Source organism: Agromyces humi (assembly GCF_009720255.1).
GTDB lineage: Bacteria > Actinomycetota > Actinomycetes > Actinomycetales > Microbacteriaceae > Agromyces > Agromyces humi.
On record NZ_WJSP02000070.1, the window covers coordinates 1 to 13,300 of the forward strand.

Annotated in this window: 12 protein-coding genes; 9 read left to right on the top strand and 3 right to left on the bottom strand. The window is 71.4% G+C overall.

All coding sequences use genetic code 11. The annotated features are described in order from the left end of the window. Positions 1–1,360 (top strand): phenylalanine--tRNA ligase subunit beta-related protein (locus GH736_RS08525; protein ID WP_456236769.1); only part of this gene is annotated, 1,360 nt, incomplete at its 5' end. An 18-nt stretch (positions 1,361–1,378) separates the two neighbouring features. On the opposite strand, the gene GH736_RS08530 is transcribed toward GH736_RS08525, so the two are convergent. After that, positions 1,379–2,365, bottom strand: coding sequence for an NAD-dependent epimerase/dehydratase family protein (locus GH736_RS08530; RefSeq protein ID WP_159602110.1), 987 nt, complete (start codon positions 2,363–2,365; stop codon positions 1,379–1,381). 291 nt (positions 2,366–2,656) lie between these two features. Here GH736_RS08530 and argC point away from each other — a divergent pair, with 291 nt between their 5' ends. Genes argC through GH736_RS08565 form a run of 7 tightly spaced genes read left to right on the top strand, consistent with a single transcriptional unit; the run spans position 2,657 to position 10,042 of the window. Beyond that, entirely contained in the window at positions 2,657–3,700 is a 1,044-nt protein-coding gene (argC, locus tag GH736_RS08535) for an N-acetyl-gamma-glutamyl-phosphate reductase (RefSeq protein ID WP_159602112.1), read from the top strand. Continuing rightward, positions 3,697–4,848 carry a bifunctional glutamate N-acetyltransferase/amino-acid acetyltransferase ArgJ gene (argJ, locus tag GH736_RS08540; RefSeq protein ID WP_159602114.1) on the top strand — a complete coding sequence of 384 codons (1,152 nt, stop codon included), beginning with the start codon at positions 3,697–3,699 and terminating at the stop codon, positions 4,846–4,848. The genes argC and argJ overlap by 4 nt, the downstream gene beginning before the upstream one ends. A gap of 2 nt (positions 4,849–4,850) precedes the next feature. Then, positions 4,851–5,783: an acetylglutamate kinase gene (gene argB, locus GH736_RS08545; protein ID WP_159602116.1), complete on the top strand. Its 933-nt coding sequence runs from the start codon at positions 4,851–4,853 to the stop codon at positions 5,781–5,783. Beyond that, positions 5,780–6,991, top strand: a complete 1,212-nt coding sequence (locus GH736_RS08550) for an acetylornithine transaminase (RefSeq protein WP_159602118.1) — start codon at positions 5,780–5,782, stop codon at positions 6,989–6,991. Before argB ends, GH736_RS08550 begins: the two co-directional genes overlap by 4 nt. A gap of 60 nt (positions 6,992–7,051) precedes the next feature. Further along, a complete protein-coding gene (gene argF / locus GH736_RS08555; protein WP_159602120.1) occupies positions 7,052–7,981 on the top strand; it encodes an ornithine carbamoyltransferase in 930 nt (309 codons plus the stop codon). Then, positions 7,981–9,414: an argininosuccinate lyase gene (gene argH / locus GH736_RS08560; RefSeq protein ID WP_159602122.1), complete on the top strand. Its 1,434-nt coding sequence runs from the start codon at positions 7,981–7,983 to the stop codon at positions 9,412–9,414. Before argF ends, argH begins: the two co-directional genes overlap by 1 nt. 7 nt (positions 9,415–9,421) lie before the next feature. Continuing rightward, the gene (locus GH736_RS08565; RefSeq protein ID WP_159602124.1) at positions 9,422–10,042 is read left to right on the top strand and encodes a DNA-3-methyladenine glycosylase; all 621 of its coding nucleotides are present in this window, start codon (positions 9,422–9,424) and stop codon (positions 10,040–10,042) included. A gap of 40 nt (positions 10,043–10,082) precedes the next feature. On the opposite strand, the gene GH736_RS08570 is transcribed toward GH736_RS08565, so the two are convergent. Then, positions 10,083–10,685, bottom strand: a complete 603-nt coding sequence (locus GH736_RS08570; protein ID WP_159602126.1) for a hypothetical protein — start codon at positions 10,683–10,685, stop codon at positions 10,083–10,085. Positions 10,686–10,758: 73 nt separating this feature from the next. Further along, positions 10,759–11,379, bottom strand: a complete 621-nt coding sequence (locus tag GH736_RS08575; protein ID WP_159602128.1) for a DNA-binding protein — start codon at positions 11,377–11,379, stop codon at positions 10,759–10,761. 143 nt (positions 11,380–11,522) lie between these two features. Between GH736_RS08575 and tyrS the strand changes: the two genes are divergently transcribed. After that, entirely contained in the window at positions 11,523–12,824 is a 1,302-nt protein-coding gene (gene tyrS / locus GH736_RS08580) for a tyrosine--tRNA ligase (RefSeq protein ID WP_159602130.1), read from the top strand. The last annotated feature ends 476 nt before the right edge of the window (positions 12,825–13,300 follow it).

Consider the following 13,300-nt stretch of genomic DNA (forward strand, 5'->3'; position numbering starts at 1 on the left):
CGCCGGGCTGCTGCCCGACACGATCGCCGCAGCCATCGGCGTGCTCGCGTTCATGGGCGTCTTCGCGTTCGGCGGCTCCCTCATCCACGACGCCCCGGCGCGTGCCGCGATCCTGCTGCCCGACGGCTACGTCTCGGGCCTCATCGGCGTCGAGTACTCCGACGAGGAGGTGCACGACGCGCTCGCCGAGGTCGGCGGCGCGGTGACGCGTGTCGACGGCGGGTTCGAGGTCGTGCCGCCGTCGTGGCGTCCCGACCTCACCGGTCGGGCCGAGCTGGCGGAGGAGGTGGCCCGGCTCGCCGGCTACCACCGCATCCCGTCGGTCCTGCCGGTGGCGCCGCCCGGACGCGGCCTCACCCGTTCGCAGCGCATCCGGCGCCGCGTCGCCGACACGCTCGCGGCCGCCGGTTCGACCGAGGTGCTCTCGTTCCCGTTCGCGACCGAGGCCGAGAACGCGCGGTTCGGCAGCGCCGACGGCTCGCCCGTGGCATCCGTGAAGCTCGCCAACGCGCTCGACGCGAGCACCGCCCTCATGCGGCGTTCGCTGCTTCCCGGGCTCATCACGGCGGCGAAGCGCAACCGCTCGCGCGGACTCGTCGACGTGTCCCTGTTCGAGCTCGGCACCGTGTTCCTGCCCGAGCTCGGCCGCACCTACGGTTCGCCGACGCTGCCGATCGGCGATGCGCGTCCGAGCGACACCGAGCTCGACACGCTGCAGGCCGGCATCCCGCCGCAGCCCCGCCACGTCGGAGTGCTCGTCGTCGGTGACGTCGTCGCGAAGCAGCCGGGCGTGGCCGCCGTTCCCGCCGGAATCATCGACGCGCTCGACGCGGTGCGCGAGATCGGACTCGCCGTCGGTGCCGAGATCGAGGTGACCCAGGGCTCGCACCAGGCGCTGCATCCCGGACGCACCGCAGAGCTGAAGGTCGCGGGTCGCACGGTCGGCTTCGCCGGCGAGCTCCTTCCCGCCGTGGCGGAGGCGGCCGACCTGCCGCGCGTCGTCGCGGTCGCAGAGCTCGACCTCGACGAGGTCATCGCGCTCACCGAACCCGGACTCGAGGCCGGCCAGATCGGCACGTACCCCGCCGCGACGCAGGACCTCTCGCTCGTCGTGCCCGCCGACGTGCCGGCTGCGGCCGTCGCCGCCGCGGTGCGCGAAGGTGCCGGCGAGCTGCTCGAGCACCTGCAGCTGGTCGACGACTATCGCGGCACGGGGGTGCCGGAGGGCTCGAAGAGCCTGACCTTCGCGTTGCGCTTCCGAGCCGCCGACCGCACGCTCACCGCGGCCGAGGCCAGCGAGGCGAAGCTCGCCGGGGCGCGGCTCGCCGCCGAGCGCGCCGGGGCCACGGTCCGCGAGTAGCCCGATCCGGGAGGGGCTTCAGCCCCCGTGGCGCTCGATGAGACGGTCGAACGCGGCATCGAGATCCGCGTCGACCTCGCGTCGTGCGGCGTCGGCGTCGTGCCAGTCGACGATCTCCTGCGCGCCCCGCCAGAACGGGATGATCGCCCGGTACTCGGGCACGAGGGACTTCACCTTCGTGTTGTCGAAGATCACCGAGTGCGCCTTGTCGCCGAGGAGGCCGGGTCCGTCGTCGGGGAGCTCACGCGCGATCGCCTCGCTCGCGATGTGCACGGGACGGAACTCGGCGCCCGCGGCCCTGGCGAGCGCCGCGCCGACCTGGTCCCAGGTGAGCACCTCGTCCGACGTGATGTGGAACGCCTCGCCGATCGCGCGGTCGTTGCCGAGGAGCCCGGTGAACGCCACCGCGAAGTCGCGGGTGTGCGTGAGCGTCCAGAGGCTCGTGCCGTCGCCCTGGACCACCACGGGCTTCCCGCGCCGCATCCGGTCGATCGCTGTCCAGCCGCCGAGGAGCGGCACGCTCGTGCCGTCGTACGTGTGCGACGGTCGGATGATCGTGGCGGGGAATCCGCGCTCGCGGTAGGCGGCGACGAGCAGGTCCTCGCTCGCGATCTTGTCGCGCGAGTACTGCCAGTACGGGTTCCGCAGGGGCGTCGACTCGGTGATCGGCAGGTGCCCGACCGGCTTCTGGTACGCGGATGCGGAGGAGATGTAGACGTACTGCCGGCAGCGCCCCTCGAACAGGCGGAGGTCGCGCTCGACCTGCGCAGGCGAGAACGAGCGGAAGTTCGCGACGACGTCGAACGTCTCGTCGCCGATGGCGGCCGCGACGGATGCCGCGTCGTCGGCGTCGCCCGTCAGGTGCCGCGCTCCCGTGATCGGCGGTCGGTCGGTGCTCCGTCCGCGGTTCAGCAGCGTGAGGTCGTCGCCGCGCTCGACGATGCGGGCGCTGGACGCCGAGCTGATGATGCCGTTGCCGCCGATGAACAGCACGCGCAGGGCCATGGTCTCCTCCTCGATGGCGCGGTCGGATGCCGCGTGCCGAGCCTATGCGGCCGACGGGGCCGCGTCATCGGGCGACACCTCGAATTGCGCGTCGGCCGCTCGCCTCGATAGGGTCGCCACATGTCCGCCACCCGGTTCGCCTCCGCCGCACGCGTCCCGCGTGTCCCGGTCGTGCGCAACCGACGTCGTGGCGAGCGCCGAATCTCGGCGACCCCTGTCGCGGCCTAGACGGCCTGTCGCGGGGCGTCGCCCGGCCCTCGCCCCGACCGCACAGACCCTAAGGTGGATTCCATGACGTACTCCGTCGCCGTTTCCGGCGCGTCCGGCTATGCCGGAGGGGAGATCCTGCGCCTCCTCGCCGACCATCCCGACTTCGAGGTGCGCACCGTCACGGGGCACGCGAACGCCGGCCAGCCGCTCGTGGCCGTGCAGCCGCACCTGCGCACCTACACGCACCTCACGCTGCGGGAGACGAACGCCGACACGCTCGCCGGCCACGACGTCGTGTTCCTCGCGCTTCCGCACGGGGCATCCGGAGCCATCGCGGCCCAGTTGTCACCCGAGACCCTCGTGATCGACTGCGGGGCCGACCACCGCCTCGAGTCGTCCGCCGACTGGGCGACGTTCTACGGGGGCGCGCACCACGGTGCATGGGCCTACGGCGTGCCCGAGCTGCCCCGGTTGTCGGGCACCCAGCGCGAACGACTCACGGGCGCGCGCCGCATCGCGGCTCCCGGGTGCAACGCGTCGACCGTGGCCCTCTCCCTCGCCCCCGGCATCCGCGCCGGCGTCATCGAGGACCGCGACCTCGTCGCCGTCCTCGCCGTGGGCCCGTCCGGTGCCGGGAAGAGCCTCAAGGCGCACCTGCTGGGCAGCGAGCTCCTCGGCTCGGCGAACCCGTACGCCGTCGGGGGCGGCCATCGGCACATCCCCGAGATCTCCCAGTCGCTGCGCTGGGCGGGTGCCGCGGCTCCGACCATCTCGTTCACGCCGGTGCTCGTGCCGATGTCGCGCGGCATCCTGGCGACGTCGACCGCCCGCATCGTTCCGGGCACGGATGCCTCGGCCGTACGCGCGGCCTGGGAGGACGCCTACGCGGGGGAGCGCTTCGTGCAGCTGCTGCCTCCGGGGCAGTTCCCGCGCACCGCCGACGTGCTCGGCGCGAACACGGCGCTCATGGGACTCGCGGTCGACGAGGCGGCGGGCCGGGTCGTCGTCGTGACCGCCGTCGACAACCTCGTGAAGGGCACCGCCGGTGCCGCCATCCAGTCGGCCAACATCGCGCTCGGGCTCGCCGAGTCCACCGGCCTTCCCGTGAACGGAGTCGCCCCGTGACCGTCACCGCTCCCGCGGGATTCGAGGCCGCAGGGATCGCGGCCGGCATCAAGCGCTCGGGCGCCCTCGACCTCGCGCTCATCGTGAACCGCGGTCCGTCGAACGCGGCGGCGGCGGTGTTCACGTCGAACCGCGCGAAGGCGAACCCGATCCTGTGGTCGGAGCAGGCCATCGCCGACGGACAGGTGGCGGCGATCGTGCTCAACTCCGGCGGGGCGAACTGCTTCACCGGGCCCGCGGGGTTCCAGGTGACGCACGGCACGGCCGAGGCCGCCGCCGGCGCCCTCGGCGTCTCCTCCGGCGACGTGCTCGTCTGCTCCACCGGGCTCATCGGAGAGCAGCTCGACGGCGAGGTCCTGGAGGAGGGCGTGCTCTCGGCCGCCAACCGGCTGTCGACCGACGGCGGCCCCGATGCCGCCCGCGCGATCATGACGACCGACACCCGTCCGAAGACCGTGGTGGTCGAGGGCGACGGATGGCGCCTCGGCGGCATCGCGAAGGGTGCGGGCATGCTCGCACCGGGCCTCGCGACGATGCTCGTGGTGCTGACGACCGACGCCGACGTCGCCTCCGACGCGCTCGACCACGCGCTCCGCGCCGCCACCCGGGTCACGTTCGACCGGCTGGACTCCGACGGCTGCATGTCCACGAACGACCAGGTCACGCTGCTCGCCTCGGGCGCGTCGGGCGTCGTTCCCGAGCCGGCCGAGTTCGCCGCGGCCGTCACCGAGGCGTGCCAATCGCTCGCACAGCAGCTGCAGGAGGACGCGGAGGGTGCCAGTCACGACATCGCCATCGAGGTCCGAGGTGCGGTGACGGAGGACGACGCCGTCGAGGTGGGCCGCTCGGTCGCCCGCAACAACCTGTTCAAGGCGGCGATCTTCGGCAACGATCCCAACTGGGGCCGGGTGCTCGCGGCGATCGGCACGACGCAGGCGCCGTTCGACCCCTACCTCGTCGACGTGTCCATGAACGGCGTCCGGGTGTGCCATGCCGGCCGGCCCGACGCGCCGCGCGAGCAGGTCGACCTCTCGCCGCGCGCCACGCACGTGCTCGTCGAGCTGCACGCCGGCGAGGCATCCGCCACCATCCTCACCAACGACCTCACGCACGACTACGTGCATGAGAACAGCGCGTACGCGAGCTGAGCATGGGCGACGAGAACGCAACGACGAACGGGGCGGATGCCGCGGGCGAGGCGGCCTGGGCGGCGACGGCGGGCGACAAGGCGCAGGTGCTCATCGACTCCCTGCCGTGGCTGAAGCGCTTCCACGGCGAGACGATCGTGGTGAAGTTCGGCGGGAACGCGATGGTGAGCCCCGAGCTGCAGCGCGCGTTCGCCGAGGACATGGTCTACTTGCGCTACGCGGGTATCAAGCCCGTCGTGGTGCACGGCGGCGGGCCGCAGATCTCCGCGATGCTCGGTCGGCTCGGCATCGAGAGCGAGTTCCGCGGGGGCTACCGGGTCACGACGCCCGAGACGATGGACGTCGTGCGCATGGTGCTGTCGGGCCAGGTCAATCGCGAGCTCGTCTCGCTCATCAACGAGCACGGGCCGCTGGCCGCCGGCCTCTCCGGTGAGGATGCCGGGCTGTTCACCGGTCGCCGCCGGGGTGCGGTGGTCGACGGGGTCGAGGTCGACCTGGGGCTCGTCGGCGACGTGGTCGCCGTCGATCCGGCCGCGGTGCACGCGCAGCTCGACGCCGGCCGAATCCCGGTCGTGTCGTCGATCGCGCCCGACGGCGGCACGCCCGGACAGTCGCTCAACGTGAACGCCGACTCCGCGGCCGCGTCGCTCGCCGTCGCGCTCGGCGCGGCCAAGCTCGTGATCCTCACCGATGTGGCCGGCCTCTATCGTGACTGGCCCAATCGCGACTCGCTCGTGTCGGTGATCGACGTGGCCGAGCTCACCGCCCTGCTGCCGAAGCTGGAGTCGGGGATGATCCCGAAGATGGCAGCGTGCCTCGAAGCCGTCGAGGGCGGCGTCGCCAAGGCGGCCATCATCGACGGGCGCATCCCGCACTCGATCCTGCTCGAGGTGTTCACCCAGTCGGGCATCGGCACGGAGGTGGTGCCCGCATGACCGCTCTCGACGACCTCAACGAGTGGCAGGGCCGCTTCGACCGGCGCGTGATGCGCTCGATCGGGATGCCGCTCGCGAAGCTCGACCACGGCCGTGGCGCCCGGGTCTGGGACGACGCGGGGCACGAGTACCTCGACTTCCTCGCGGGCATCGCGGTGAACTCGCTCGGGCATGCGCACCCGGTGTTCGTGGAGGCCGTCTCGACGCAGGCGGCCCGCCTCGCGCACGTGTCCAACTACTTCACGACGGAGCCCGCGCTCGAGCTTGCCGAGCGCATCACCCGCCTGGCCGGCACGGGTGACCAGGGGCGCGCCTGGTTCGGCAACTCCGGCGCAGAGGCGAACGAGGCCGCGTTCAAGCTGGCGCGCCTCAACAACTCGGGCGGCGCCCGCGGCCGCGTCCTGGCGCTGGTCGACGGCTTCCACGGACGCACCATGGGCTCGCTCGCGCTCACCGGCAAGGCGCACATGCGCGAGGCCTTCGAGCCGCTGCCCGGCGGGGTCGAGCACATCCCGGCGACGATCGAGGCGCTCGAGGCGTCGCTCGACGACGGGGTCGCCGCGCTCTTCGTCGAACCCATCCAGGGCGAGGCCGGCGTCGTCGAACTGCCAGACGGATTCCTCGTGGCCGCCCGCGAGCTGACGCACCGGCACGGTGCGCTGCTCATCGTCGACGAGATCCAGACCGGCGCCGGCCGCACCGGCGAGTGGTTCGCGTTCCAGCACGCCGGCATCACGCCCGACGCGATCACCGTCGCCAAGGGCATCGGCGGCGGGTTCCCCATCGGCGGCCTCGTGACCTTCGGCCGTGCATCGTCGCTCTATTCCAAAGGGCAGCACGGCTCCACCTTCGGCGGCAACCCGCTCGCGACCGCGGTGTCGAACGCGGTGCTCGGCGAGATCGAGCGCGCCGGCCTCGTCGAGAACGCGGCAGTGCGCGGCCGGCAGCTCGAGGAGCGGATCGCGTCACTCGCGTCGCCGCTCGTCGCCGGCACTCGTGGCCGGGGCCTGCTCATCGGCATCGCGCTCACCGAGCCGATCGCCACTCGGCTCACCGCCGAGGCGATGCGGGCCGGCCTCATCGTCAACGCTGCGAATGACTCCACGATCCGCATGGCCCCGCCCCTGATCATCGGCGACGCGGAGATCGACGAGTTCGCCGACAAGTTCGCCCGCGCCCTCGACGCCGTCACGCCGGCGCGCCACTGACCGCGCGGATCACGTGACCACGCAGACCTCGCACGACCCGATCCACACGAACGGAACCGCATGACCCGCCACTTCCTCCGCGACGACGACATCACCCCCGCCGAGCAGGCCGAGATCCTCGACCTCGCCGAGCGCCTGAAGGCCGACCGCTGGGGCACGAAGCCGCTCGCCGGCCCGCAGACGGTCGCCGTGATCTTCGACAAGTCGTCGACGCGCACCCGGGTGTCGTTCGCCGTCGGCATCGCCGACCTCGGCGGCTCGCCGCTCATCATCTCGACCGCGAACAGTCAGCTCGGCGGCAAGGAGACCCCGTCCGACACCGCTAGGGTGCTCGAGCGCATGGTCGCGGCCATCGTGTGGCGCACCTACGGGCAGGCCGGCCTCGAGGAGATGGCGGCGGGCACCACCGTGCCCGTCGTGAACGCCCTCTCCGACGACTTCCACCCGTGCCAGCTGCTGGCGGACCTGCTCACCATCCGCGAGCACAAGGGCCGCCTCGCCGGGCTCACGGTGACCTTCCTCGGCGACGGGGCGTCCAACATGGCGCAGTCGTACGTGCTCGCGGGAGTGACGGCGGGCATGCACGTGCGGGTCGCCTCGCCCGAGGAGTTCGCGCCCGCAGCATCCGTCGTCGCCGACGCGGATCGCATCGCCGCGACGACCGGCGGCTCCGTCAGCCTGTTCACGGATGCCGCGGAGGCGGCCTCGGGCGCCGACGTCATCGTCACCGACACCTGGGTGTCGATGGGCAAGGAGGACGAGAAGGCCCACCGGGTGGCGACGTTCGGCGGGTACCGGGTCGATCGCGACCTCATGTCGCTCGCGGCATCCGACGCCGTCTTCCTGCACTGCCTCCCGGCGGATCGCGGCTACGAGGTCACCGCCGACGTCATCGACGGCGAGCAGTCGATCATCTGGGACGAGGCCGAGAACCGGCTGCACGCGCAGAAGGCGCTGCTGGTGTGGCTGCTCGAGCGGAAGGACGCCTGATGGCCGACGAGCACGGCACCAACGAGGGGTCCCTCTGGGGCGCCCGGTTCGCCAGCGGGCCGTCGCCCGAGCTGGCGCGGCTCTCGAAGTCGACGCACTTCGACTGGCAGCTCGCGCCCTACGACCTCGCCGGATCGCGGGCCCACGCCCGGGCGCTGGCCGCCGCGGGCTACCTCACCGACGACGAGCTCGCGTCGATGCTCGCCGGCCTCGACCAGCTGGAGTCCGACGTCTCGTCTGGAGGGATCGTCGCGGCCGACGCCGACGAGGACGTGCACGGCGCCCTCGAGGCGGCGCTCATCGGCATCGTCGGTCCCGAGCTCGGCGGCAAGCTTCGCGCAGGGCGCAGTCGCAACGACCAGATCGCGACGCTCGTGCGCCTCTACCTGAAGGACCACGCGGCGACCATCGGCCAGCAGCTGGTGCACCTCATCGACGCGCTCGCCGCCCAGGCCGACGCGCACCGCACCGCCGTCATGCCGGGGCGCACGCACCTCCAGCACGCACAGCCGGTGCTGCTCGCCCACCATCTCCTCGCCTACGCGTGGGCCCTGTCCCGCGACCTCGAGCGCCTCGTCGACTGGACGAAGCGGGCGGATGTCTCGCCTTACGGCGGGGGAGCGCTCGCCGGGTCCACCCTCGGCCTCGATGCGGCATCCGTCGCCCGCGACCTCGGCCTGGCGGCTCCGGCCGAGAACTCGCTCGACGCGACGGCGAGTCGCGACGTGGTCGCGGAGTTCGCGTTCGTCACCGCGATGATCGGCATCGACATGTCGCGACTCGCGGAGGACGTGATCCTCTGGAACACGCGCGAGTTCGGGTTCGTCACGCTCGACGACGCCTATTCGACCGGGTCCTCGATCATGCCGCAGAAGAAGAACCCCGACATCGCCGAGCTCGCCCGCGGCAAGTCGGGGCGCCTCATCGGCAACCTCTCGGGTCTCCTCGCCACGCTCAAGGGCCTGCCCCTCGCGTACAACCGCGACCTGCAGGAGGACAAGGAGCCGGTGTTCGACTCGGTCGAGACCCTCGAGGTGCTGCTGCCGGCCTTCACGGGCATGATCGCCACGCTGACGTTCCACACCGAGCGCATGGCCGAGCTCGCGCCCGCCGGGTTCTCGCTGGCGACGGATGTCGCGGAGTGGCTGGTGAAGCAGCACGTGCCGTTCCGCGATGCCCATGAGATCACGGGTGCGGTGGTGCGCTACGCCGAGGAGCACGGGCTCGAGCTCGACGAGATCTCCGACGAGGCGCTCGCGTCGATCTCGCCGCACCTGACGCCCGAGGTCCGTGGCGTGCTCACGGTCGAGGGGTCGGTGTCGAGTCGCGACGGCCTCGGGGGCACGGCGCCCGTCCGGGTCGACGAGCAGTTCGCCCGGCTCGCCGATCGCGTGCGGCACCTCGTCGGGGGCCTGCCGGTCGCGGGCCGCTGAGCGACGGATGACGGACCGGCTCGTCACGGCACCGCGCGAGTACTTCGCGCGCGACTCCGTGGAGCTCGCGCCGCTACTCCTCGGCGCCGTGCTGACGCACGACTCGGAGGACGGATCGGTGGGCCTGCGCATCTCCGAGGTGGAGGCGTACCGCGGTGTCGGCGAGGATCCCGGCTCGCATGCGTTCCGTGGCATGACGAGGAGGAACGCGGTCATGTTCGGCGAGGCGGCGCACCTGTACGCGTACTTCACCTACGGCATGCACACGTGCCTCAACGTGGTGGCCGGAGTCCCGGGCATGTCATCGGCGGTGCTCCTGCGCGGCGGCACCATCGTCGAGGGACTCGAGCTCGCACGTCGGCGTCGGCCCGGCGCCCCCGATCGAGACCTCGCGCGGGGACCGGCCCGGCTCGCGGTCGCGCTCGGCGTGCCGCTGGCGGCCAGCGGGGCCGACCTGCTGGCACCGCCGTTCGCGCTCGAGGTTCCCGCGCGCCCCGAACCGTTCGCGTCCGGTCCGCGCACGGGCGTGAGCGGTGCAGGCGGGGGAGCGGCGTTCCCCTGGCGGTTCTGGATCCCGGGCGATCTCGGGGTGTCGCCGTACCGGCGGCACGCCAGGTCGCACGACTGACACGTTCCGACACGCTCGACCAGCGGGCCGAGCACTGAGCTCAGTGCACCGCGAGGTGCACGACGAGGGCTGCCACGCAGGCCCAGATCAGGCTCGCGAACGTGCCGATGATGAACCGCTCGCGCGCCTCGGGCGCCTCGAGCTCGGTGAAGCGGCCGACGCCCTTCACGGCCACCACGATCGCGAGGCCTTCGGGGAAACCGGCGATGATCGAGCCGGCGGTGGCGACGCGCTCCAGCACGCCGATGGTGAGCCCGCCTCGGAGCACCTCGCGGCGGCCACCGGCGGTGACGCCCTGACGCTGCTCCTCGGCGGTGGGCCGCTCGGCGACGATGATGCCGCCGTGGAGGCCGGGAGGCGCGCTCGTCCCCATCGCGAGGTTCAACGCGGTGGCCGCGGCCGGGCTCCCGCCGAAGATCGCGACGGTGAAGCCGAGCACGGTGATGAGCGGCGCGAAGCCGAACTCGGCCGGCGCCGAGATGGACGCGGCGGCCATGATCGCGATGCCGAGGGTGACGGTCGCGAACCAGAACCATGCCGATCTCGGCTTCAGGAACGCGAGCACCGAGAACGCGGCCGCGGCCGTGAGCGAGAGGAGCAGCGCCGACCAGGCGATGGCATCGGCGACGGCGACGAGGTTCACGGGGCTCCTTCCGCGCAGCGACCGCACGGCCGTGGCTTCGAGCAGTGTAACGAGGCCCGCCCCCACCGGGCGGTCACGTGGTCGCGGCGCGTTCGGATTCCGCGTCGAGCTCGGCGAGCAGGCGTTCCAGGCCTGGGCGGGCGTCTTCTTCCGCACGCCACATGGCGGCCTTGAGTCGCGCGCTGACGGCGGCCGGCGTCACGGCGAGGAGTGCGGCCGCCTCCTTCTGGCGGCGCCCGGCGCGCATGAGCTCCACGACCTCCCATCCTGGGTCGGTGCGTCGCTCCCTGAGGAGCACGAGCAGCCGCACGAGCGCCTCCACGTCGGCGGCGGGCCGCGAGTGGTCACCGGCCGCGCGCAGTGCGAAGCGACCCTCGGCGCGCTTCGCGGCGCCCACGGCTTCCCGAGCGGCGATGAATGCGCTGCCGCTGGCCTTGCGGGCGGCATCCGGCAGCGGCATCCGGATCCCGCCGACGCCGACGCCGACGCTCCACCTCCCGATTCGTGTCACGTCGAGCACGATCGCGAGGGCCGTCGCCGCCGATCGGGTGACGAGCTGGATCTCGTCGCCGGCCGTCTGGTCGGGCGGGAACAGCAGTTCGTCGCCGTGCCGTCGCGTGAGCTCGTCGACGAGGCCGCCTGCACGGTCTCGCTCGCGACGGCTTGCGACCTGGTCGGCGGTGATGACGAACATGGATGCCTCCTGGCGGCCGTGCGGGCAGTGCGATCAACCTTGCACCGTGAAGTTCTGTAGATCAATGCTACAAGCTTAATCCTTTCATATCAAGCCTGTGGCATGAAGTCGCGGAGGTGCACCACGCTGGTAGCCTTGCTGGCGTGTCAGACCCGGTCATCCTCGCAACCCAGCACAACGACGACTCCTTCGACGACGTCTGGGAGGAGCTCGTCTGGCGCGGTCTCGTCCACGTGTCCACCGACCGGGCCGCGCTGAAGGAGCTCCTCGCCGGCGAGCCCATCACGTACTACTGCGGATTCGACCCCACCGCCCCGAGCCTCCACCTGGGCAATCTGGTGCAGCTGCTGACGATGCGGCGGCTGCAGCTGGCCGGCCACAGGCCCCTCGGCCTCGTCGGCGGCTCGACGGGCCTGATCGGCGATCCGCGACCCACGGCCGAGCGCACGCTGAACACCAAGGAGACCGTCGCCGAGTGGGTCGGCAACCTGCGCGCGCAGGTGAGCCGCTTCCTCTCCAACGAGGGTCCGAACGCCGTGCGCCTGGTGAACAACCTGGACTGGACCGAGGGTCTCAGCGCCATCGACTTCCTCCGCGACATCGGCAAGCACTACCGCGTGGGCACGATGCTCAAGAAGGACGCGGTGGCGTCGCGTCTCAATTCCGACGCCGGCATCAGCTACACCGAGTTCAGCTACCAGATCCTGCAGGGCTTCGACTACCTCGAGCTGCATCGACAGTACGACTGCGTCCTGCAGACGGGCGGCAGCGACCAGTGGGGCAACCTCACGAGCGGCACCGACCTCATCCATCGCGTCGAGGGTCGCAGCGTGCACGCCATCGGCACGCCGCTCATCACGAACTCCGACGGCACCAAGTTCGGCAAGAGCGAGGGCAACGCCATCTGGCTGGATGCCGCCATGTGCAGCCCGTACCGGTTCTACCAGTTCTGGCTCAACACCGACGACGCCGACGTGATCGGCCGGCTCAAGGTGTTCACCTTCCTGAGCAGGGCGCGGATCGAGGAGCTCGCCGACCTCGTGGAGCGCGAGCCGTTCCGACGCGAGGCGCAGCGGGTGCTCGCGACCGAGGTGACGACGCTCGTGCATGGGGCGGATGCCACGGCCGCCGTCATCGCGGCCTCCCAGGCGCTGTTCGGGCAGGGCGATCTCGGAGCGCTCGACGCGGAGACGCTCGAGTCCGCGCTCCGCGAGTTGCCGAACACGACGACGTCACCCGATGCCTCGATCGCGCAGGTCCTCGCCGACACCGGGCTCGTGACAAGCCAGAGCGAAGGCCGGCGCGCCATCGCGCAGGGCGGGGTCTCGCTCGACAACGTGCGGGTCGACGACGAGACGGCGACCCTGGAGGGACGCGTGCCGCGCGGCGGCATGGCCGTGCTTCGCCGGGGCAAGAAGACGCTCGCGGGCATCTTCGTCGAGTAGTCCCGATCCACGATCCGAGGGCTTCGGTCGTCCGCTCCAGCGGGCGTCCGGAGCCCTTCGTCGTTCCCGGCGTTCGACCGTCCTTGCTCCTGGCGTTCGACCGTCTTTCCGCGCGACACGCCCGGGATGCAGCGCTGAGTTGCACGACCCCCGGGATCCACGTAATGTAATCACTCGTTGCCCCAAAGGTGCGAAAGAGCGGAAGAGCTCATCGGCCTCAAGCGGAACGATTCCAAGCCACGAAGAAGCAATTCTTCGACTCGCTTGAAGCATTCGGATGCGTCCCTCGGGATGACCGGATGGAACAAACGAAACAAGCCTCGGATGAGGCGCCCGATGGGTGCCGAACCGGGTGCGTCCGTTTCTTGAGAACTCAACAGCGTGCACTATGTTCAATGCCAATTTATTGAACCCCAGCTTGCCCTTCGGGGTGGGTATGGATTCCTTTGATTGATGGACAATTTGATTTTTTAGTC

Coding starts and splice junctions, on each gene's coding strand:
- GH736_RS08530 (WP_159602110.1), bottom strand. CDS start 2,365: ATGGCCCTGCGCGTGCTGTTCATCGGCGGCAACGGCATCATCAGCTCG.
- argB (WP_159602116.1), top strand. CDS start 4,851: ATGGGCGACGAGAACGCAACGACGAACGGGGCGGATGCCGCGGGCGAG.
- GH736_RS08565 (WP_159602124.1), top strand. CDS start 9,422: ATGACGGACCGGCTCGTCACGGCACCGCGCGAGTACTTCGCGCGCGAC.
- argC (WP_159602112.1), top strand. CDS start 2,657: ATGACGTACTCCGTCGCCGTTTCCGGCGCGTCCGGCTATGCCGGAGGG.
- argH (WP_159602122.1), top strand. CDS start 7,981: ATGGCCGACGAGCACGGCACCAACGAGGGGTCCCTCTGGGGCGCCCGG.
- GH736_RS08575 (WP_159602128.1), bottom strand. CDS start 11,379: ATGTTCGTCATCACCGCCGACCAGGTCGCAAGCCGTCGCGAGCGAGAC.
- argF (WP_159602120.1), top strand. CDS start 7,052: ATGACCCGCCACTTCCTCCGCGACGACGACATCACCCCCGCCGAGCAG.
- GH736_RS08550 (WP_159602118.1), top strand. CDS start 5,780: ATGACCGCTCTCGACGACCTCAACGAGTGGCAGGGCCGCTTCGACCGG.